Genomic DNA, 21748 nt, shown 5'->3' with positions numbered 1-21748 from the left:
GGGCCAGGAAACCGCACGTTGGCCGCCACCACCCTGGTCAAGGCTAGAGACACTTACTTTAATGTATAATGAAAAGTGAACTGGCGCTTGCTCCCATCTGCCAGTTTGCTGCCGACCTGAAACTGGTACTCACCCTTGGCCAGCAAGGAGACATCAACCCCGAAATGGCCGCCCATACCCATCAGCGGGATCGCTTCGCCGGTCTGGCCGGTCTTCGGATCGGTGATTTTCACGGCCACCGTCCCCTGTTCAATCGCGGCCCCGGTCTTGGCGTCACTGAACATAACCATAAAGTGATAATTCTCCTTTTTACCCATCTGGGCCATCACTGCGCCGACATCGTTGAGATGGGCCATCCCCTTGACGCCTTCGATCGTTTGCTCCCCCAGCATGATCGTCTGCTTATTCATCATCGGCATGGTGCCATGATCACCTTGCGGCGGCGGCATCGCGTGTTGACTGTGGTCGCTGGGGGTCTGACCGATTGCGAGTGCAGGCAAGGTCAAAAAAGAAAGAACGGTCAATAAAAGGACTGTGCGCTTCATAATAAATTCTCCTTAGGTAATTCCTCAATCTGAGGTGGGTTGATAACGATTGCATCTTCATGAAGAGGTGCCTCTGAACTGGCAACCAGGCTGGAATCAAGCCGCCGGGCGCGCCAGAGATAAAATAGAACCGGGTAAACAAGCAGTTCCATCAGGCCCGAGGTGACCACACCGCCGACCATGGGTGCGGCGATGCGCTTCATCACATCCGCCCCGGCGCCGTGGCTCCACATGATCGGCAGCAGGCCGGCGATGATCACCGTGATGGTCATCACCTTGGGCCGGATCCGTTTGACCGCACCAAAGTGGATGGCCTGGACCAGATCGCCGCGGGTGCGCATCCGCCCCTGGTCGCCCCAGAGTTTGTGGGCCAGATCGAGGTAAAGCAGCATCACTACCCCGGTTTCCGCGTCCAGCCCAGCCAGGGCGATGATCCCCACCCAGACGGCGATTGAGGTATGATAGTCGAGCAGATAGAGCAGCCAGAAGGCGCCGACCAAGGAAAAGGGAACGGCGAGAAAAACGATGCCGGTCTTGATCAGACTCTTGGTGCTCAGGTAAATGATGACGAAGATGATCAGGATAGTCAGCGGGATGATGACCATGAGCCTGGCCTTCGCCTTTTCCATGTACTCGAACTGGCCGCTCCAGACGATGTTATAGCCTGGGGGCAGCTGAATGTGCGCCGCCACTGCATTGCGGGCGTCGGCGACATAGGTGCCAAGGTCGACACCCTGGATGTCGACATAGACCCAGGCGGTGCGGCGGCCGTTCTCGCTCTTGATCGAGTCCGGTCCATGGCTGATGCTGATCTCGGCCAGCTGGGCCAGGGGGATCTGCCTCCCCCCCGGACCCGGCACCAGCACCCGCATCAGGGCATCGGGATCAGAGCGGAAATCGCGGTCATAGCGAACATTGACCGAATAGCGTTCCAGCCCCTCGACCGTCTCGGTCACCGCCATGCCGCCCACCGCCGTCTGGATGAGCTCCTGGATCACCCCGACATTGATGCCGTAGCGGGCGGCCTTGGCACGGTCGATCCGGATGTCGAGATAGTTGCCTCCCACGGCCCGCTCGGCAATGGCGCTGAGCGTCCCCGGCAGGGTCCGGACGACTCCCTCGATCTCGACGCCAATCCGGGAGAGCGTTGCCAAATCGTTGCCCATGACCTTGATCCCGACCGGGGTCTTGATGCCGGTGGATAACATATCGATCCGGGTTTTGATCGGCATGGTCCAAGCGTTGGTCAAACCGGGGAATTGGATGGCGTTGTTGAGCCGTTCGATGAGCTGATCGACGCTCATGGTTTTTTCTTCCGGCCAAAGACGGCGCAAAGGGATTTTCAGCCATTCCAGCCCGCCGGACCAGGTGGAATAGAAGCGCATGGCCGGCACCCGCCGCCAATCGCGCTCCGGCTTAAGCATGATCGTGGTTTCAAGCATCATCATCGGCGCTGGATCGGTGGCGGTCTCGGCCCGTCCGACCTTCCCGAAAACATGCGCCACCTCAGGAAATTGGCGGATGATGCGGTCGGTCTGCTGCAGGATCTCCTTGGCCTTGGTCACCGACAGGCCGGGAAAGGTGGTGGGCATGTAGAGGAGATCGCCCTCGTAGAGCGGCGGCATGAATTCCGATCCCATCTTCGACAAGGGCCAGGCAATCGAAAGCATAGCCGCGAGTGCCAGCAACAGGGTCAGTTTGCGCCATTTGAGCACCCAGTCGACCACCGGATGGTAAAGGCGGATCAGGATGCGGTTAAGAGGGTTGGCCGACTCGGCCTTGATTTTGCCGCGGATGAACCAGCCCATCAGCACCGGCACCAGGGTGATCGACAGCAGCGCCGCCGCGCCCATGGCATAGGTCTTGGTGAAGGCCAGCGGCTTGAACAGGCGGCCGCTCTGCTCGGTGAGGGTGAACACCGGGGCAAAGGAAACGGTGATCACCAGGAGCGAGTAAAAGAGCGTCGGCCCGACTTCGCTGGCCGCATCAAGGATGATCTGCCAATGGGGTTTGCGGCCGCGATCGCGCTCCAGATGCTTATGGGCGTTCTCGATCATGATGATCGCGGCGTCGATCATGGCGCCGATGGCAATGGCGATGCCGCCGAGGCTCATGACATTGGCGTTGATCCCTTGGGCATGCATGATCACGAAAGCCAGCAGAATGGCCACCGGCAAGGTGCAGATGGCCACCAGGGCACTGGGCAGATGCGCGAGGAACAGCAGGGTCACCACGGCAACAACGATGGATTCCTCCAGCAGCTTTTCCTTGAGAGTGGCCACGGCCCGCTCGATCAGTCCGGAACGGTCATAAACGGTTTTGATCGTCACGCCTTCCGGCAGGCCGGCTTTCAAGGTTTCCAGCTTGGCCTTGACCCGCTCGATGGTCGCCAGCGCATTCTCGCCAAACCGCATAACGATGATGCCGCCGACTGTCTCGCCCTGCCCGTCCGACTCGGCCACTCCGCGCCGCATCTCTGGCCCCAACCGCACCTCGGCCAGATCCTTGACCAGCACCGGCGTGCCCTCGCCGGTCGCCATCACCACAATACTGCCCAGATCGGCCAGGGTGCGGATATAGCCCTGGCTGCGGACCACAAACTCGGTCTCGCCCATTTCGATGGACCCGCCGCCGACATCGAGGTTGGCCCGCTTGATGGCCATCATCACCTCGGTTATCGGAATCCGATAGGCCGCCAGCTTGTTGGGATCAACCGCCACCTGGTACTGCTTGACAAAGCCACCGAGGCTCGCCACTTCCGAGACCCCTTCGATTGAGGTCAGCTCGTAGCGCAGATACCAGTCCTGGATGGAACGCAGTTCCTGGAGATTGTGCCGGTTGCTCTCCAGCGTGTATTGAAAAATCCAGCCGACACCGGTGGCATCGGGGCCAAGAGTTGGGGTCACCCCCTGAGGCAGACTGGCCGAGGTGGTGCTCAGATATTCGAGCACCCGGGAACGTGCCCAATAGATGTCGGTGCCATCCTCAAAGATGATATAGACAAAGGAAGAGCCGAAGAAGGAGTAGCCGCGCACCACCTTGGCACCCGGCACTGACAGCATGCGGGTGGTCAGGGGATAGGTCACCTGGTCCTCCACCACCTGGGGCGCCTGACCGGGGTATTCGGTGAAGACGATCACCTGGACATCCGACAGATCGGGAATGGCATCCACCGGCGTTTGCCGGAGAGAATAGACGCCAGCGATCACGACAAAGAGCGTCGACAGAATCACCAGAAACTTGTTGCGGATCGACCAGGCGATGATGGCTTCAAGCATAACGACTCCCGGGGTTGGCTCTGGCTGATCTGCTCATTTGAACAGATCGTCCAAGGCCTTGGCATCGGGCTTGTTCCCGGAAGGCGCTTTTCCGGGTTCGTCCGGCTTTGTCGCAGGACCGGGCCCCGGAGGGGAAGGAGTTTCCCCCTCCGTTTTCGGGCTCAGCATCTTATCCAGAGCCTCGCGGAGCCTGCTTTCCGAATCGAGCATGAACTGGGCGGAAACCACCACGCTCTCGCCCTCGCTGAGACCGGAGAGAATCTGGATGGCACCGCTCTCGTCACGCACGCCGCTTTTCACGTTCCGCGGCGCAAATCGGCCTTCCCCCAGGGCGACAAAAACCGTTTGGCCCTTCCCGGAATGCAGCAGCGCGGTCATGGGAATGGCGAGGGTCTCCTCAGCCACCCCAGCGGTAATGCTGACATTGGCAAACATGGCTGGCTTCAATTCCAATCCGGGATTGGCCACCTCGATGCGGGCCTTGACGGTCCTGGTTTCGTTCTCCAGAGTGGGATAGAGATAGGCGATCGTGCCGTCAATCACCTTGCCGCTCGCCAAGGGCAGCTCCACCTGCACAGCTTGGCCGACTTTGACCCAAGGCAGTTCATATTCATAGATATCGGCGTTGACCCAGACTGTGGACAGATCAGCAATCTGCAGCAGTTCCTCGCCAGCCATGATCCGTGCCCCCGCCACCACCTTCTTGCTGGTCACAACCCCACCCTGTTCGCTGAAAAGGGTCAGCGTTTTGAGCACCTGGCCGGATCGTTCCAGGGTGCGGATCTGCTCCGGGCTGATGTCCCAGTAGCGCAGACGGGTTCGGGCGGCCTCCACCAGCCGGCCGGCACCGGCGGCTATCTCGGGAAAGGGGCTGGCCGCCAGCCGTCCCCTGTTGGCCACGGCCAGCAGATATTCCTGCTGAGCAGCCACCAGTTCGGGGCTGTAAATCTCCAACAACGGTTGTCCCTTTTTCACCGGCTGGCCCTGCTGGTTGACATGGAGCCGCTCCACCCAACCCTCAATCTTGGCATTCACCGAGAACTGGCGATCATCGGCAACGGTGACCAGACCGACAGTGCGGATGGTCCGCTGCAGCCTGCGCTTGGCCACCTTCTCCGTCCGCACCCCCATGTTTTGCAGGGTGACCGGGTCGATCCGGATCCCCTCCGAAGCGGCCCCGCCCTCCTGGACCGGCACCAGATCATGCCCCATGTAATCCTTTCCCGGCACATCCCGTACATAAGTAGGGTCCATGGGCGAACGCCATTTCTGCACCCCGCCGCTGCTGGCCGCTTTGACTGGCGTGAGGGCCATGCCGCAGATCGGGCAGGCACCTGGGGCATCGCGGAGAATGAACGGATGCATGGAGCAGGTATACTGGACTTTGGCCGCCTCTTGCCCCGCTTCAGGAACCGCTGGTTCGTGCTCGTGACGGCTGACACCTATCAGGTACCCGCCGCCGAGGGCCAGGGCCAGACCGATGAGCACCATTATTGTCTTCACGTTCGCCGATACTCTCATCAAACATCCTCAAAAAGGGTAAAAAAGCATATCGCTGCTATAATGGATGATCCATTACAGAATCATTGCCGACATTTTTCATTCGAACTCTAATGTCATTAATGAATTCTTTATAATTCGGCTCCAATCCTGATACGTCAAGCTTACATCTGAGCTTTCTCTTCTTTGTAAATATATTCAAAAGTACATACGGACTTTTCCCTGCGTAATTAAGCGATATCTTAGTTACATCTTTCCAATCAAACATCTTTGTCCCAAGAATTCCTTTGTGGATGAGCACGTTTGATGTGGTTATAAATCTTGGGGAAAATTTCGTAATCTGATAGAGGTTATAGAAAAATATGAATAATGAACCTATCCCTATTGCTATAAAAAACACCTCGGATACGATGTCGTTATCATGGATGCCAGTTACCATATCTTTTAGGACCGGTAAAAACATCAAGGCAAATAATGCGTAAGGAAAGCACATAACAAAGTACCCAAACCGGCCATATAAAGAAGTGGTGTATTTTTTCTGATCATCCATATCGCTTCCTGAAATAATGCTGTTCACTGCGTTGGCGGCAAGGGTATGCCCACCACGTTTTCAAGCACCGCCAGCTGCATCTGATGCTCGGCCATGGCTCCATGGTATTCCCGCTCGAAGTTAAACAGGGCCATGCGGCTAGCCAAGACCTCGGAAAATTTTGCCTTGTCGGTCCGGTACGCGGCCATAGCCGATTCAATGGCACCTCCCGCCTGGAGGAGGATACCCTTGTCGTAGAGCCGGGTCAGTTTGCGGCTGCGTTCCAATTGGGCCAAGCCGTCGTTGATGGCCAAACGGATCTGGTTCTGCAGGACGGCCAATTCCTGGACAGCCATCCGTTTCGAAGCCTGCATTTCGGCAATCTTGGCATGGCGCCGGTCCGATTGAATCGGCAGGTTAAAGGACAATTGCGCGCCGTACATATCATCGCCCGGAGTCTCCATGGCCGGCTCACGCTGCATGTATTCCAGGGAAACGGTGAAATCGGGATAGAGTTCTTTCTCTGCCAGCAGAGCGCCGGCCTCAGCCTTGTCGATTTTCGCCTTCAGGGACTTCAGCGCCGGGCGATGGGCCAGAGCCAGGCTCTCAAGCTCGGCAGCCGAAAAAGAAAAGGGGGGCAGGGTTGTTTTGGGGATCTGGGGGATGGCAGTCTCCGGCGGACGGTAGGCCAAAGTGTTGAGGGTGGCGACCAGGGTCCGCCGCTTCTGTTCCAGGCCGATACGCATCTCCTCCATCTTTGAACGCTCAACTTGCGCCTGAAAAATCTCCTGCTGCCCTGCTTTGCCCACGCTGTACATGGACTCCGCCAGACGAATGAGATCATCCAGCAACCGGGCGGTGCCGGCAACCGTCTCCAGGGAGCGGTCAACCAGGTAGACCTGATACCAGGTCTCCTTGACCATCCGCCGCAACTCGATCCGGCGCTCCTCGACCACCCAGCGCTCGGCATCGGCCTCGAATCCGGCCTCCTCCCGCATCAGGTCGCGCTTGCCGTAAAAGGGCAGCTTCTGGCTGAGGCCTATCACCTTGGCGGTCATAGTGTCGCGCTGGAAGTTGAGCGGGTCACGGATCAGGGCATTCTGCACGCGGAACATCATCATCGGATCCTCAAGCGCCCCCGCCTGCCGGGCCCGTTCCACGCTCATCTGCCAGCGTTCCGCCGAGGCTTTAACCTCGGGATTGTTGGCCACCGCTTGGGCAATGAGGGCTCCGAGATCTTCCGGCACCTGTTTTTCCTTGGCCCAAAGCGCCGGAACAGCAATAACCATAATGAGAAACAACAAGATGATCGACACAAGCCGGATTGGCGGCATCACATTCGCACCTCCTTTACTCAACATAGATCATTTTCTTGGTCATGCCGCCATCCACGACAAACGATTGGCCGGTGATGAAGGCCGCTTCTTCGGAAAGCAAGTAGGCCACCATAGCGGCAACGTCGTTGCCCACTCCGACGCGACCTGCGGGATGTTGGAGATGATCTTCCGGGCTCAGTCGCGGGTCATGGTGTTTGTTCTTTTTCTGGAGAGAACTGACATCAATCCAGCCGGGGAGGACGGCATTGACACGGATACGATGAGAAAAACTGATCGCCAGGGCGTGGGTGAGGGCAACAAGACCGCCCTTAGAGGCAGAGTAGGCCTCGGTATGCGGTTCCGACTGCAGGGCACGGGTGGAGGCGATATTGACAATCGCCCCCATGCGCTGCTCCAGGTAGGGAGCAGCATGCTTCACCATGAGGAACGAACCGGTCAAGTTGATGCGTACAATATGTTCCCAGTCTTCGAGCGGCATCTCGGTGATTGGCAACCGCTGAGGGTTGGCGATACCGGCATTATTGACCAGCCCGTCAAGTCGGCCAAAGCGGGAAAGCGTGTGCTTGATGCAGGCCCGGACCGCCTCCTCGGACCCGATATCGGCCGGAACGAACGAGAGCTGTTCCGGGGCACCGAGACCCGCCAGCAATTCTTCCCCCGCCTCCGCATCACAATCGGCAATGACCACGGACGCACCTCGGCGCAAAAGATATTCCGTCACCGCTCGGCCAATTCCTTGCGCGCCGCCAGTGACAATGATGGTTTTCTCGGTCCAATCAACCATCGCTTCCTCTTGCCGTAACAGATCCTCGTCCTTGTCCGGGACGGGAACAACAACCACATCGTTCCCCAGCCCCCCTTGTAATAAGAGGGTAATCATCGAACAGCAGGTCCGCTATTCAAAACCCGGACTGCGGTAGGCAAAACAACTCCCGCTTCCCCATAACAGCAGCTGGAGGCCTGGTACAGGTGCACCTGATATGGCCAAAGAGAGCTGTTACTTTTGGGACAGAAAAAACAGTCTCTCTTTAGAGCCTTTTACAAAATGTAAAAGATCTTTGATTTGGCATGGTTATCAAAAAAGAGATGAGACATTTTTTGTCGTCATTTCGAGCGGTAGCGAGAAATCACGTGCTTTGAAACAAGAAATTTCTCCCGTTGGTCGAAATGACATCCGAGTAGATGCAACAATTCAGAATTCACATCGCGGGCATGGCCCACTCCTCCCCCAAAGGTATCGAGTTTGCTGGTAGGAGCGGGCCATGCCCGCGAACAAGGTTCAGTCTTGTGCAGCAATCTCTCCCATCCAAGACATAGGCTTTTCCGGCTGTGGCCTTTATATGACATGGATCGCAGACCACTGCTGTCTCATAAATGATCAATAAAAAGAGGCTCAGAGAGCTCTTTGGGGTATAATGATTTTGCGAAAAAGATCATACAAACCAAGGAGATCCGAGCCATGGCCCATAGCGATACCGCGCTGAAGCAACTGATTGCACTTATACCGAGATATGAATTCGATGCTCTTGCCAAGGTACATCATGCGGGACAGAAGTTCCGCTTCTACAACCGGTGGAGTCAGTTCCTGGCTCTGCTGATCGGGCAGATGTCCGGCAGAAGAAGTCTCCGGGACATCACCGATAACCTGAAGGCGCAAGGTCAACGTCTCTATCACCTCGGCATGAAAAAAACTTCCAAAGCGACATTGGCACGGGTGAATGCCGAACAGCCTGCCACCCTCTATCAAATGCTGTTCGCCCGACTGTTGAGCCGATGCCAACTGGCTGCTCCCAAACACAAGTTTTCCTTCCAGGGCAAACTCTACCTCTTGGACGCCACGGTGATCAATCTCTGCCTGTCCGTGTTTCCATGGGCCGAGTTTCGGCAGAAAAAAGGGGCCATCAAGTTGCACATGGGGCTGGATGCCGATGGCTTTATCCCCGCGTTCATGGACATGACCAGCGGCAAGGTGCATGAGATCAACTGGGCCAAAACCCTCAAACTTCCCAAGGGATCCTTTGTCTGCTTTGATCGCGGCTTCACCGATTACGCATGGTATAATGACCTGACCATAAACTCCATTTTCTTTGTCACCCGCCTGAAAAGCAACGCCGATGTCGAATACCTGCTCAAACGGGCTGGACGTAAAAGCCCCGGCATCACCAATGACCAGTCCATCCGGCTCAAGGGCGTCAAGGAGCCTCTTCGTTTGGTCGCATACACCGATGCGGAAACCGGTGTCGAATATCGCTTTGTCACCAATGCCCACCACCTGAAAGCCAAGGAGATCGCAGCTATTTATAAGGAGCGCTGGCAGATCGAGCTGTTCTTCAAGTGGATCAAGCAGAATCTGAAGATCAAAACTTTTCTGGGAACATCCAGCAACGCAGTGTTGACCCAGGTGTGGATAGCCCTATGCGTGTACCTCTTGGTCGCTTATCTCAATTTTAAAGCAAAATTGAGTAGTTCCATGCAGCAGATCCTCCGGGTGCTGCAGCTCAACCTCTTCACCAAGAGGAATTTAATCGAACTTTTTAAACCAACCGTTGCTCAACGTACTGTTTCTCCGCAGATTTTATTGTGGGAAAATCTATAAGACAGCAATGATCGCAGACGTTTATTTTGCAAGAGGCCCTTAAAAAAGAAGAGTTGGACTCAAGGGGTTGAGATGAGAAACTGAAAAAGGGAGCAATGTTCAAAGCGCATTGACAAAGGCTCCCTCTTCACCCTCAATCAGGGATTTCCACATCACTGTGTTTGCAATGAGAGCAACGCAGCATTTGATCCAATTCATTGAAGGCTACCCGCCATTTTTCACTACGGATCTGTTCTTCGAATTCAGGCTGGCATTCATCACAGAGCCAACGGTCGCCATTTGGGGTTACCCAGAGTTTCATTTCGATTTCCTTCCCTTTAAGGGGATTAAACTATCCTGGTTCAGGTTGTGTAAGTGTGAGCGTTCATTGCTCAGGGGGTGAGGTTTCACTTTTCCAGCCAACATAAAGATTCGGCAAGAAGGTTCCATATTCGGGGGCAACGGCTTTATCCGGGTTGAACGGGGCCAGTGCACTCCAGAGGCAGTTGGGTGGCGTTGGGGTGAACATAGGGCAAGGTACCATACATTCATCGCATCGACTGAGAAAAACTTTCGATAACCGACAAACAAAAAGAGGCTCTTTCGAGCCCCTTTCATTTGGCAGAGGTGAAAATGTTATTTAAAACTTTTCGGATCGTGGCAGGAGATGCCGCAGAAATTGGTCAACACCGCAAGTACAGCCATATCAGGATCAACACCCTTGACGTGTTTACTGTCCTTGCGGGGAACGATGAACAAGGTGAGAAGTGGTATCATTTTCCCAGTGGTTCTTGCCGTTGCTCCTCACCAAGCCTTTCCCTTCCATCCATTGCTTATAGCCCCTCGTTTACGCTTCCCGTGTTGAGCGCTCCCCGCACCTTGGCAGCTAAAACTTTCAGGGTAAAAGGCTTCTGGATGAAGTGCACGCCTTCATCGAGCACGCCGTGATGGGCAATGACGTTGGCGGTGTACCCAGACATGAACAAGCGTTTGAGCTCGGGATAGAGGGATAAGAGGTTCTTTGCCAGATCACGCCCATTCATCTCGGGCATGACAACATCCGTCATCAGCAGGTCGATTTTGCCGGCATGCTCCTTGGCCAAACGAATGGCTTCGCCCGGTGTGGCCCCAGCCAGGACAGTGTATCCGAGGCGTTCGAGCATCGCCATGGCCATATCGAGGATCATGGGCTCGTCTTCCACCAGCAGGATGGTTTCGTGGCCAGACAAGGCGGGAGACGCCGCCTCAGCCTCTGATTTATGGTCAGCCAAGGCCAGATAGCGCGGCAGGTACACCTTGAACGTCGTTCCCTGGCCAGGTTCGCTGTAGACGTTGATAAAACCGTTGTTCTGCTTGACGATGCCATAAACCGTGGCCAACCCCAGGCCGGTACCCTTGTCCATTTCCTTGGTGGTGAAAAACGGCTCAAACAGATGGGAAATGATCTCGGGGTCCATGCCGCATCCGTTGTCGCTCACGGCCAGCAGCACATACTCGCCGGGGATAAAACCGGTGTGACTGGCGCAGTAGGTTGCATCAAAAACCACGTTGCCCGTCTCGATGGTGACCTTGCCGGTATCCGCGATGGCATCCCGAGCATTCACACACAAATTCGCCAGCATCTGGTCGATCTGGGAGGGGTCCATTTTGACCAGCCACAGATTCTTCCCCGGCAGCCAGGCAAGATCAAGGTCCTCGCCGATGAGTCGCAGCAGCATCTTGTTCATGCTTTCCACGGTCTTGTTGAGATCGATCACCTTGGGAGCAATGGTCTGTTTGCGGGCAAAGGCCAACAACTGTCGAGTGAGGTCAGCCGAGCGTTGCGCCGCCTGCTGGATCCCTTGCAAAGCCGAATGGAACGGCTGACTCTCCTCCACCTGCTCCAGGATCAGTTCCGAGTACCCGAGAATCACCCCCAGCATGTTGTTGAAGTCGTGGGCCACACCACCAGCCAACCGGCCCACGGACTCCATTTTCTGAGCTTGGGCCAACTGCTGCTGCATTCTCTCCCTTTCCGCCTCATACTGCTTGTAGTCCGTGATGTCTCTGAACTCGACAGTTCGAACAGTTCTCCCTTGATACGGAATCATTCTCGCTTCCAACCGAAGTGGGTACTCTTCTCCGTTTTTCCGTATCCCCATCGCCTCATACGGTTTTTCATACCCTGCTACAATGTTGTTCATGACCAGCTCACGGGAGCTGGGGGCTATCAGCGTCAAACCATCCATGCCAATGAGTTCTTCCACAGGGTAGCCGGTAATCTGGGACAACCCTTGATTGCATTCTAAAATCAGCCCTTTGTCATGTATGGTAATGCCGCCGAAGGATGCGTTGTGTAACGCCTTGAAGCGCTCCTCACTCTCCTTGAGTTTTTCCTCGGCCCGTTTACGCTCCGTAATGTCAAGGTAATGCCAAAGGCGGCCGTATTTCTTTTCCTCGACGACAAGGGGAATGTAGTCGCGCAGATAGGTCCTCTTGCCTCTGATAGAAATTTGTTCGTTTTTTATGACTTGGTCTTGGGCGATGATTTCCTGGATTCGGACGAGGGCAACCTGGGGGTCATCAAACACGCCGGGGGTGATGGTTCTCATTGCAGCGGCGGACATTCCGAGCAAATTTGCCGGTGCTTCCTCCAGATCGAAAAGTTCACAGAAGGATTGGTTAACAAAGTCAATTTGATTTTCATTATTGACCAAGAGAATACCGGCATGCATATTTGAAAGAATGACCTGCGTCCGTCTGAGGGTTGCATGCAGCACCTCTTCGGTCCGTTTCCGTTCGGTCAGGTCCCGGCAAAAGCAAACATACTGGCCACCACGTTCCTTAGTAAACGAGACCGAAACCTCCAGGGGAAAGACGCTTGCATCCTTGCGACGATGGTGGGTCTCGAAAAAATCCGTCCCACGGGCAGAAATGCGCTGGATTCGCTCTGCTGTTCGGTTTGGGGTTTCGTCTGCTTCAATGTCCTTGATGTGAAGACCTGCCAATTCTTGCTTCGAGTAGCCAGACATGTTGCAATATGCGTTGTTGACCTCTACAAATCTCCCCTCCGCGTTCAGCACCCAAAATCCGTCTGCTGTTGTCTGGAGAATAGTTTGCAGAAACTGCTCTCGCTCCCGAACAGCTTCCTCAGCCTGTTTGCGTTCGCTTATCTCCCTGAGCACAGCGACAATCCTGTCACAACCACCCGTTACAACTTTTTTCAAGGACACTTCAGACCAGAACAGTTCTCCGTTTTTCTTGCGTGACAGCCACTCAAAAACTTGCGGTTCCTCAAGCATTGCTCTCCGAACCTTCCCAACCGCTTCCTCCTGGGAATAAGGCGACACGCCTGCCGACAGCTGCCAAATTTCTCGTGTTAAAGCTTCATCGCGCCCATACCCAAACATTTCCAGCATGCGCTCATTGACATCGACGATGCTTCCATTGTGGGCATCATGAATCAGGATGGCCTCGTTCGTGGCGTTGAAAATTGCCTGATAGTTTTTCAAACTCTCCAACCGGCCCCTTTCAGCAACCGCGAGCTGTTGAACAAAACGGCTGATTAAAAAATACAAGAGGGTCGCGGTGAAGAAGATAAAGAAAGAACCTTTGGAGACAGCAATTTTCACTATAATTTCAGGGTCGCGCACCAACCAGCCCACTGCAGTATCAGACCCGTAGATCCAGGCCACCCCGAAAATGGTGTAGATTGATACAATCTTGACCGTCTCGACCCTGCGTTTTTGCATAACTTGACCATCCATTGTTCTTTCTCACACCCAACAACTCTTTGTTTTTTCTTCAGAAACACATTCAATTGCCGGAGAGTAAGCACGACACTCGCTTGCCAGCTCGCTACAAACAGGATTTTTTTTGTCTTTCAAAACAAAGGGAGGAGAACCTGAAGCCCGGTAACGTCTGGCAAGGACTATCCCTTGGCTTGCCGATAATGGAGGGATAAGAAACGATCCAATTGATTGGCAAAGGCCTGCCGGTCGGCCTGACTAAACGAGGCCGGCCCGCCGGTTTCCACGCCGGTCGCCCGCAGACTGTCCATGAAGTCCCGCATGCTGAGGCGAGCCCGGATATTTTCCGTGGTGTACAACTCGCCGCGAGGATTCAGCGCATACCCGCCCTTGATGATCACCTCGGCCGCCAGCGGGATATCGGCGGTAATGACCAGATCTCCGGCGACCAGCCTCCGCACAATTTCGTTATCCGCCACGTCAAAACCGGCGGCGACCCGCAAGGATAGGACATTTTTCAGGCGAGGGGTGACCAGCGGCTGGTTGGCCACCAGCGTCATGGAAACTCCGGTCCGTTCGGCGGCCCGAAAGAGTATTTCTTTAATCACCTTGGGGCAGGCGTCGGCATCGACCCAGATGTGCACGATATCCTCTTGTTGTTGGGGTACAGGGCTTGTGTTTCAAGGCTCTTAGCGATCAGAACCATCTTGCCCATTTTATTTCCCGGCTTTGTTCTTCCCTTTCTGATCACGAGACGTACGCAACAAGCTCGAGAGGTCTGCAAAAGGGGTGTGAGTCGTCGTTGGCCCTCTTTCCCTATCGGCATCATGCGTGGGCAGCCATTCGGCATCGAGCGATCGGGCATGCTCATTGTCGTGGCAATACAGACACAACATCTCCCAGTTGCTGCCATCGGGCGGATTGTTTTTGTAATTATGATCTTTGTGATGAACCGTCAGTTCTCGCAGGTTTTTCCCTGAAAAATCGCGGCCGCAACTGGCGCAAACCCAAGGAAGGATTTTCAGGGCTTGTTCTCGATATTCTATCTTTTTCATGGTTTGTTCCAGATGAAGAAAATCATTTAAAGGGCATCCAGAGAGAGCGTCACCGATGGATGCGCATCGCCGGAGAGCGGTTCAGGGGCTTTGATGCTCACCCGATCCTTCGGAATTTGGGCTTCGCCGGCCAGATTGGTGGCAATCGATTGCGCACGATTCTCGGCCAGCTGGAGAAAGGTCTTGTCGGCAATTTTTTCACTCTCTACCAGCCGGGTATACAGCTCTCCCGCCCAGAGAACAGCCTGTTCGTGACTCTTTCCGCCCGGAATGATTTTGTAGAGTTTCATGCCTTCGGCCATCTTCGAAAACATGCCCGCTTCCTTGCCCTTTTGTTGCTGTGCGGGTGTTCGAGGTGTCACGGTCCCGGCCTCGATACCTTTTTCAAGCTCATTCAGCGATTCTTTGCCGAAGCGTTCTGTATACAGCTTTTCCAGAGCGTCTTGCGTGCTGGAGTCGGAGAAGTCGAGCGGTTCCGGGGCGTCGTCTGAACCGGGTTTCGTCCCCAGCCGGATTGCGACCATTCGGCGGACACTCCGTTCTTTGAATTCCAGACCATCGACTTCCAGGCTGTACCGCCCCTGGACCACCAATTTAAGCTGTGGCCGACTTTTCAGGGCCTCGGCCAGTTTCAGGAGTTTCTCTTTCTCCGGAGGAGGAAGCTCGGCGATTCCGGGGTCAAATTCGAGCGCATCAAAACTTTCCGACTCTCCGCCAAGCAGACTGCCCAATGCCCGAAATGGCGAGGTGACTGCCTTGGTGATCAGGTTGGTGAACACTTGCCAGACGAGTGGCCCGATACTGAACTGAGGATCATTGAGATCGCCGGTCACGGGCAAACCGATATCAATGCGGCCGTTTGAATCCTTTAACAGCGCAATCGCTAGATCCAGGGGAAGATTGGCCGATTCGGGATTGTCAACCTGCTCTCCCAAGGTCAGGTTGTCGATCACAATTTTATTATCGCCCGTCATCTTGTACTCTAGCAGCTTATACTTCAGGTCTGCGGAAAACTTGCCCGATTTAATCAGACGCCCGGCGAATTTTCCGGAATAGGGAGAAAGATTTTTCATTTCCAGATTGCGGAACACCATTTCAAAGTCGGAGGAACGCCCAAAATCGTTGGGCCCGATGACACCACTAATTTTCGCAGTCCCGTATTGATCGACCTGCCCGTCCATCTGCACCTTGGCCTGGGCGTCAGGTAACGACGAGAGACCTGTGACCGTCCCCTTGAGGTCATGGATACGAGTCATGAATTGGGGCCGCAGGCTCAAGTCAGCAAAGACCATATTGCCTTTCTCCACCCGCACCTTGGCGATATGATAGGGAAAGGAATCCGGTTCCTTTGCGATGCCGGCTTTTTTGGGTGCTGGTTTGGCAGACGCCGGTTTGACAGGCTGTGACTTGGCAGACGGTGGGGCCTTTTTGTCGGTCGGCTTGTTTTTTAAGACCTTCACGAGATTCAAAGTCTTATCCGCCTCGATAATAAACTCCCCGACCGGCTTGGAGATATTGATCTCTTGAGCGTCTAATCTGTTTGGCTGCAGTGTCAGTTTGAATTTGGGCAACTGGACGGCATCCCAGCTCAGATAGGTCTTTTTAGGGGACTTGGCATCGGCTAGCCGGAGATTATTCAGGCTGAAACTGCCCTCATACGCGATCTGTTGCGCATCCCCAGGAATCCCGTAGCGTAAGCGGCCCTGGGCAGCAAGGGCAGCGGATTGCAACTGCAGGGTGACGAACGGTTCGAGATAGGGTTGCAAGGTGGTGAGCACCAGACCGGCCACATTCACCTCGGCCTCCACCGAAGGGATGGCGAGATTCACGGTGCCGCTCATTGTTGCCCCCCCACCCTGTTCCATCTGGAAACCAACGGTGAATCCCATGGGCGATACACCGTCGACCTCGGTCAGCCGGACCTTGAGATTCTGCAGGCCGAGCACAGGTTTATCCGAAGGTGTCGTCAGGTCCGAAAATTTTGAACCAAATCCTTCAACCTCAAAAGACTTAACCAAAAATTTCCACGCGGGACCGGCAGCTGGCGCAGGTTTGGCTCCCGCGGATTGTTCGGCGGCTCCTTTTGTCTGCAGAAGCTGCTGCCAGTTGATTGTGCCTGCGGCGTCCCGACCAGCATCTAGGCGCCCCTTGCTCAACGCAATGCGGGCAAAAGAAATCGCATGGGCGCCCAGGTCGCACTTGCCGCCTTCCACCGTCAGCTTCTCCGCGGCAAACAACGGCTCCTGCGGTTGGAGACTGTGGATGAGTATTCCTCTCACCTCACTTGCTATGTCTCGAAGCACGATGATGTTTGTATCGTCACCCATCTCCAAGTTCGCCTGCACGTGGAGATCCATACCCGCTATCGCTGCTTGGACCGGAGCCTTCCGACTTTTGTCATCCAGGGCAAAGGCAATATTTTTGATCTCAATGGCGTCTGCTTGCATTTTGAAGGGAGGATCTGCTGCGGGAGGTGGAGGAGCGGCGATCTTTTGATCTGGTCCGGGAGCGGAGGTGGCAGGGGGAACAACAGCGGGTGGAGGTTCTTTCTGAGGATGTTTTTCCGGCCGAGCTGCCCGGATGATCTGCTGCAGATTGATCCCGCCCGAATCGTTAATGCGGGCATCCACCGCGCCTTCCTCTAAAAGCAGGCGACCTAGGTGTATTTCCTTGGTTACCAGATCGAACCGAGGCACGTCCAGATCCATTTTTTTCAATTGCAGCAAGGCCTTATCCTCCCCCAGCAATTTGAGCGACAGGTCCGCTGAGGAGAAGCGCAGCCCTTCGAGTGTCATTTGCAGCGGGGTGTTCTCGGCGCTCAGGCGATATTCGGTGGCAACATTAATTTGGCCAGCAGGTTGCTCCAGGTTGGTGCTGTCCCTGAAAAATTGCCACAGGCTGGCTATCCGGATGGCATTGAGGCTGAGTTTGCCCTTTGAACGGAGCGGAGACAGAGTGACTTCCCCTTCCCACTGGAGAGATTCGCCTGCTTCTGTGGTGGCGGCCAGGTGATAGGTGCCGTTTTGATCCTTGACGGTGGCCAACTGCTTCAAATCCAGATTCAACCCCTGAAGGGTGAAATTCGCCGGCGTGCTCTGTCGCTTGTCGGCAACGGCAATTCGCCCTCCCCGGAGGGTTGCATCCTGGAGAATGAAGGGGAAGGGCTTTGCCTCGGCCGCTGCAGGTTCGGGCGTTTGCGGAGGAACGGTTGCGAGCTTCTCGAAGTTGATCGATCCGTCGGGCTCTATGACCAGTTGGATCTCCGGTTTATCAAGATCCAACGCCCGCAGCACGACCGCCCAATGGAACAGACTGCTCATCTCCAGGTCGACAAAGAACCGTTCAAAGGCAAGCAACGGTGATCCATCGGCTTGAGTCAGGCTGAACCTGTCAATTTCAAGCGAGAAAAGGAACGGGTTGATGCGAATTTTTTCGACCCCGGCCTGACAATGCAGGTTGTTCTGGGCGTATTGGGGCACATACCAGCGGATGACCAGAGGTGCGATGACAAAACCGGCGAGAGCATACAGCAGCAATGCGGCCACCGAGAGGACAAGATATTTGCGGGTCAACACCTTTCGTATTGTCAGTTTCATGTCTCAATCCGATGCTGATGGTTGGGGTTTGGGATACCGAAGGCCGCGAAGTCTGCTTGTTCAATCTCCCTTATAAACCGGTTCTCCATCTGATGCGTCGACGAAGCGCTTACTTGACCTTTCTTAAATCGAAAAACCGTTCTCCAGGTTCCGTATTGGAGTCAGGGTCACGCTCTAAGATCTTCGTAGGTGCAAAGAGCCGGAAAGTACGATTCAATATCCATTCTCCTCATCTCGACCTCAGCGTTCTCAAGATCACGGCGTTCTTGATCTTCATCAATAGCCCGCCGAAATTCATTTCTGGTTCCGTGAACCTTCTGGAGGGTACGCTCGCTCATTCCGGAACGAATCGCTTCGGCCAAAAAAAGCGCGCGAAGTGACGGAAAGTGAAAGTCCTCCCCAAAGAGGCTTTTCTTGTCGTCTGGTAACTGATTCACAGTCGTTTTGATCCAATGCACGAACGACCGCGAAAAGACCATCCCGGCATGTTCTTGACTGGCTTTGTATTCCGAGAAGAGCCTCTCGTTCGGGTGCGTTTGTCTTCGATCTTGGACAAACTCGAGAAATCCTAATCTTTTCAATGTGGGATGCATTGGAATGTCTCGGATTGTCGATCCTGACTGCGCATTTTTTGCACCGCTGGCGTTTGTTTGAATGATCCAAATATCGTATTTCAGGAAGAGGTCCTCTGGGGTGAGATAAAAAATCTCGTTGCGGCTGGTCCCGGAAAAAGCAGAAAGGAGGGGAGCCCAATAATGCGACCTGAAGTCGGCTTTCTGGAATGAGGCAAAATTTGATTTATCAAACAGTATTTCGAGTGCTGCACTGGTAAATGGCGGTATTACTTGCGTCGTTACCATCGTTTGCATTGTGCCAGGAAAGAATGTGTGTTTTATGAGATGCCGGTCAGCAGGTTTATCCGGACAAAGCTCAGCTCTCCGTGCGAATGAGGGATGGGACTGCCCTTCGACCGGAGAGCTGGTTGTTGCAAGAACGTCAAAAATAGATTTTCACTCCGGCATTTCCGGTATATCCACTCACATCGATATCGCCGTCATTCCCGCCATCCAATTCCTGGAAGCGATATACCACTTCGCCGTACAACTTGATGATCGCAAAAGGCGCCCATTCGAGTCCGCCGCCGAGATAGGCGCCAAAGCTGGAATCCACGTTGCTCCGGTCAGCATCGGCGTAGATAAAGGACAATCCTCCCAAAGCATAGGGATTGAACGCGGCATCGGGAGCCAGGTGCACTTGTACCCCCAGATCAAAAGGTATCAGCGTGAGTTCGTCATCCCGGCCCAAGGTGCTGTCCTCAAAAAAATAGACCCTGCCGTCGAGCCTGACATGCTCGGTCAAAACAGGCAGGCTCAGCCCGATCCCATAACCCCACTTCCCATCGGCGTCTCCTTTATCCCAATAGCTGCCGAAACCGTAGAGATCGATCGCCGTCGCCGGCGCTCCGGCAAACAGGATCATACAGCCCGCACCGAGCAGCCCAATCAGTGTTTTTTTCACCGTTCTTCCCCCATTGCATCCATTGATTAATGATGCCGGCCAACGCGACCAATATGCGCACGCAAGAAGCACCGATAACCCGTTAAAATTTTTAAAAAAAGTAATTGACCAGTCTCAAATGTCAATACATTTCCCATCCTGACAAAGAGACAATTCAAAAATCCCCAGTTCTCCTCCCGCAGCCAAGGTGTGGCCAAGCTCTTCAACCCTGACCCACTCAACGCGCTGGCCGTTTTGCTTCCCGGAACCATTCGCGCACCGCAGTCATTTGTTTGATCTGTGCCGCCGGCGCGTGTCGGCGGCAACTCGCATATTCCTCTGTCCCGGCTTCCGCCCCCCAGCGAACCTCAACACAGTCATTGGGGTTGTACCCCATCTCAAATGCGGATTGACGCGCTAAAATATCGGCAACGGAGAGCTCCCAAGGCTCACCATTGCTCCGGATATACTGTATTTTCTTTTCCGCGATCAGTGTGTCATGCAACTGCTCTATTTCAGTTTTCACTTGCTGGACGGATTGGGCGGTCAAATGAAATAACTCCGGATAGTTTTCTATTTTTTCGGGAAATTTGAGCAAGACATTCATTGCAATGATCAAACGCATATCCCGTGACGGCGTGGAGAAATCTTCCCATGGGCCGACCGTTTCAAAAATAGCGGCGCCATTGGGCATGGCAATGGTGGCACCGCCTTTATGGAAATAGGCTTCGCCGTTTTCAACCGATTTGACGCGTGTTTCCAACTGTTCGACTAAAGCGGTTAAGGTGGCCTCATACGCCTGTTGTGCATGCAAGCCTTCAGGGTTAATGAGTTTATACAGGTGTGCGTAAAACTCATTAGGGCTTAAGTCGGCCTGTTCCATCGAAAAATTCGGCAACTCGTCATTCTTCAGCAGGCGGGTATTCGCAATGGGCCGGAACGCTTTGAAACCGGGACCCGCGCTGGCGATATTGGTAAATAAAAAGGTCCCTTCCCAAAATCGTTTTCTGGCAATGGAATTATCCGGCTGAGCATCGACTGCAAATAAAATCCCGGGGCGCTCTGGGGTTTGAGCGACCCATTTTGTCAGGATGAGCACATGGCCGTAAGGGTCGGCATAAATCGTTCCCGGCCATAACACCTCCCGTTTCAAGGGCAAAGGGTAAAAATCGGTTTCCTGATTGGCAAGCGCTGTACGGCCATTACCTGATTGCACCGCATCCATTAAGCTGTAGCTCACCGATTTAAAGGTGGCCAACGGCGCTGTCTTTTGGACAAAATCTGTTCTGATGACGACGGAATCGCAGGAAGGTGGTTTGGTAGCCGAGCCGCGATTACAAAAGCGATAGCTCATCGGCAAACCATTTTTCCAGGCAAAATAGCTGCGCAGAAAATAGGGGAAATCAGCACAATCCGGTGTCGCCGGAAGGCTTTTATCTTCATGCAGGCCTAAGGAGTTATACAAAAAATTGCGCTCAGGATCGCGCAATACCGGTTCTAAAGAGGGAAAACTGACGTCTTCATCAACCGCACCGTCAAACAGCTGCTCTATCCAGGCTGAATAAAAGGCTTCATACGTCTCATTCCAGACTGGTTTATCCCTGGTGTTCTCACCATTAAAAATTTCCCGGCACGCCAGCACGTTGCCATTCGCTTTCGCCTCGATTTGATACTGGCCGCCCCCCAGCGGCTCTATTTGCGCGGTTAAACGCCATGGCATTCCATCCGCATCGGTATCAGTTGTGGTTTTTAACGGTTGTGCCGCACCTTGCGGATCGATCACCAGCAATTCGGTAAGTGGTTCGGAAGTGGACACCGCCATGATCTTGACAGGCATTCCGGCTGCAACCACTTGCGGAGTAATCCAGATATGGGTTGAATCCCCCTGCGCGCAGCTAGAGGCAAAAGCACTCTGGCCAATAACGCCGCTCAATAAGATCATCGCGAGATAGAGTGGTCTTTTCATAAAGTGCTCTCCTGGACGAGGGTTCCATACGTATTTGATTGCATCAATGAAATAAGGAAGGAAAGGTAATGAGAAGAGGGGGTATAATCCCAACATACCTTATATCCTTTTGCCTGATGACACCTTGGTCCTTTCATTTTTG

At 54.3% G+C, this 21748-nt stretch carries 16 protein-coding genes; 1 reads left to right on the top strand and 15 read right to left on the bottom strand.

Going from position 1 to position 21748, the window contains the following annotated elements; genetic code table 11:
- Positions 1–53: 53 nt before the first annotated feature.
- The 6 genes from ACHZCX_RS16425 to ACHZCX_RS16400 are packed head-to-tail and all read right to left on the bottom strand — an operon-like array spanning position 54 to position 7973.
- On the bottom strand, positions 54–545 hold the full coding sequence (locus tag ACHZCX_RS16425; protein ID WP_319588278.1) for a hypothetical protein: 492 nt from the start codon (positions 543–545) through the stop codon (positions 54–56).
- Complete coding sequence (locus tag ACHZCX_RS16420; protein ID WP_319588277.1) at positions 542–3823, bottom strand: CusA/CzcA family heavy metal efflux RND transporter; 3282 nt, start codon at positions 3821–3823, stop codon at positions 542–544. The genes ACHZCX_RS16425 and ACHZCX_RS16420 overlap by 4 nt, the downstream gene beginning before the upstream one ends.
- Before the next feature lie 33 nt (positions 3824–3856).
- The gene (locus ACHZCX_RS16415; protein ID WP_319588276.1) at positions 3857–5326 is read right to left on the bottom strand and encodes an efflux RND transporter periplasmic adaptor subunit; all 1470 of its coding nucleotides are present in this window, start codon (positions 5324–5326) and stop codon (positions 3857–3859) included.
- Between the two features lie 55 nt (positions 5327–5381).
- Positions 5382–5873 (bottom strand): hypothetical protein, encoded by a 492-nt coding sequence (locus ACHZCX_RS16410; protein ID WP_319588275.1) that lies wholly within the window; start codon positions 5871–5873, stop codon positions 5382–5384.
- Positions 5874–5896: 23 nt separating this feature from the next.
- Positions 5897–7186, bottom strand: coding sequence for a TolC family protein (locus ACHZCX_RS16405; protein ID WP_319588742.1), 1290 nt, complete (start codon positions 7184–7186; stop codon positions 5897–5899).
- A 16-nt stretch (positions 7187–7202) separates the two neighbouring features.
- Complete coding sequence (locus tag ACHZCX_RS16400) at positions 7203–7973, bottom strand: glucose 1-dehydrogenase (RefSeq protein WP_394708844.1); 771 nt, start codon at positions 7971–7973, stop codon at positions 7203–7205.
- A gap of 675 nt (positions 7974–8648) precedes the next feature.
- On the opposite strand from ACHZCX_RS16400, the gene ACHZCX_RS16395 reads away from it, so the two are divergent.
- Complete coding sequence (locus ACHZCX_RS16395) at positions 8649–9785, top strand: IS4 family transposase (RefSeq protein WP_319587210.1); 1137 nt, start codon at positions 8649–8651, stop codon at positions 9783–9785.
- A 133-nt stretch (positions 9786–9918) separates the two neighbouring features.
- On the opposite strand, the gene ACHZCX_RS16390 is transcribed toward ACHZCX_RS16395, so the two are convergent.
- From ACHZCX_RS16390 to ACHZCX_RS16350, 9 genes are all read right to left on the bottom strand, one after another.
- The gene (locus tag ACHZCX_RS16390; protein WP_319588273.1) at positions 9919–10086 is read right to left on the bottom strand and encodes a hypothetical protein; all 168 of its coding nucleotides are present in this window, start codon (positions 10084–10086) and stop codon (positions 9919–9921) included.
- Positions 10087–10400: 314 nt separating this feature from the next.
- Positions 10401–10541 carry a hypothetical protein gene (locus tag ACHZCX_RS16385; RefSeq protein ID WP_319588272.1) on the bottom strand — a complete coding sequence of 47 codons (141 nt, stop codon included), beginning with the start codon at positions 10539–10541 and terminating at the stop codon, positions 10401–10403.
- A 56-nt stretch (positions 10542–10597) separates the two neighbouring features.
- Positions 10598–13495 (bottom strand): PAS domain S-box protein, encoded by a 2898-nt coding sequence (locus tag ACHZCX_RS16380; protein ID WP_319588271.1) that lies wholly within the window; start codon positions 13493–13495, stop codon positions 10598–10600.
- 179 nt (positions 13496–13674) lie between these two features.
- A complete protein-coding gene (locus tag ACHZCX_RS16375) occupies positions 13675–14136 on the bottom strand; it encodes a YaiI/YqxD family protein (protein ID WP_319588270.1) in 462 nt (153 codons plus the stop codon).
- 72 nt (positions 14137–14208) lie between these two features.
- Positions 14209–14547, bottom strand: coding sequence for a YajD family HNH nuclease (locus tag ACHZCX_RS16370; protein WP_319588269.1), 339 nt, complete (start codon positions 14545–14547; stop codon positions 14209–14211).
- 26 nt (positions 14548–14573) lie between these two features.
- Positions 14574–18143, bottom strand: coding sequence for a DUF748 domain-containing protein (locus ACHZCX_RS16365; protein ID WP_319588268.1), 3570 nt, complete (start codon positions 18141–18143; stop codon positions 14574–14576).
- A 167-nt stretch (positions 18144–18310) separates the two neighbouring features.
- Entirely contained in the window at positions 18311–19003 is a 693-nt protein-coding gene (locus ACHZCX_RS16360; protein WP_319588267.1) for a hypothetical protein, read from the bottom strand.
- A gap of 136 nt (positions 19004–19139) precedes the next feature.
- Complete coding sequence (locus ACHZCX_RS16355) at positions 19140–19661, bottom strand: outer membrane beta-barrel protein (RefSeq protein WP_319588266.1); 522 nt, start codon at positions 19659–19661, stop codon at positions 19140–19142.
- Between the two features lie 217 nt (positions 19662–19878).
- Positions 19879–21606 carry a hypothetical protein gene (locus tag ACHZCX_RS16350; RefSeq protein WP_319588265.1) on the bottom strand — a complete coding sequence of 576 codons (1728 nt, stop codon included), beginning with the start codon at positions 21604–21606 and terminating at the stop codon, positions 19879–19881.
- Positions 21607–21748: the final 142 nt, after the last annotated feature.

It is taken from the genome of uncultured Desulfobulbus sp. (assembly GCF_963662935.2).
In the GTDB taxonomy this organism is placed as follows: domain Bacteria; phylum Desulfobacterota; class Desulfobulbia; order Desulfobulbales; family Desulfobulbaceae; genus Desulfobulbus.
Note: the sequence above shows the minus strand (reverse complement) of the source record. Positions and strands in the feature narration are given on the sequence as shown.

Excerpts from the sequence above, each read along its gene's own strand:
- ACHZCX_RS16385 (WP_319588272.1), bottom strand. The coding sequence starts at position 10,541 with ATGATACCACTTCTCACCTTGTTCATCGTTCCCCGCAAGGACAGTAAA.
- ACHZCX_RS16395 (WP_319587210.1), top strand. The coding sequence starts at position 8,649 with ATGGCCCATAGCGATACCGCGCTGAAGCAACTGATTGCACTTATACCG.
- ACHZCX_RS16380 (WP_319588271.1), bottom strand. The coding sequence starts at position 13,495 with ATGCAAAAACGCAGGGTCGAGACGGTCAAGATTGTATCAATCTACACC.
- ACHZCX_RS16390 (WP_319588273.1), bottom strand. The coding sequence starts at position 10,086 with ATGAAACTCTGGGTAACCCCAAATGGCGACCGTTGGCTCTGTGATGAA.
- ACHZCX_RS16400 (WP_394708844.1), bottom strand. The coding sequence starts at position 7,973 with ATGGTTGATTGGACCGAGAAAACCATCATTGTCACTGGCGGCGCGCAA.
- ACHZCX_RS16425 (WP_319588278.1), bottom strand. The coding sequence starts at position 545 with ATGAAGCGCACAGTCCTTTTATTGACCGTTCTTTCTTTTTTGACCTTG.
- ACHZCX_RS16420 (WP_319588277.1), bottom strand. The coding sequence starts at position 3,823 with ATGCTTGAAGCCATCATCGCCTGGTCGATCCGCAACAAGTTTCTGGTG.
- ACHZCX_RS16365 (WP_319588268.1), bottom strand. The coding sequence starts at position 18,143 with ATGAAACTGACAATACGAAAGGTGTTGACCCGCAAATATCTTGTCCTC.
- ACHZCX_RS16410 (WP_319588275.1), bottom strand. The coding sequence starts at position 5,873 with ATGGATGATCAGAAAAAATACACCACTTCTTTATATGGCCGGTTTGGG.
- ACHZCX_RS16350 (WP_319588265.1), bottom strand. The coding sequence starts at position 21,606 with ATGAAAAGACCACTCTATCTCGCGATGATCTTATTGAGCGGCGTTATT.
- ACHZCX_RS16405 (WP_319588742.1), bottom strand. The coding sequence starts at position 7,186 with ATGCCGCCAATCCGGCTTGTGTCGATCATCTTGTTGTTTCTCATTATG.
- ACHZCX_RS16360 (WP_319588267.1), bottom strand. The coding sequence starts at position 19,003 with ATGGTAACGACGCAAGTAATACCGCCATTTACCAGTGCAGCACTCGAA.
- ACHZCX_RS16370 (WP_319588269.1), bottom strand. The coding sequence starts at position 14,547 with ATGAAAAAGATAGAATATCGAGAACAAGCCCTGAAAATCCTTCCTTGG.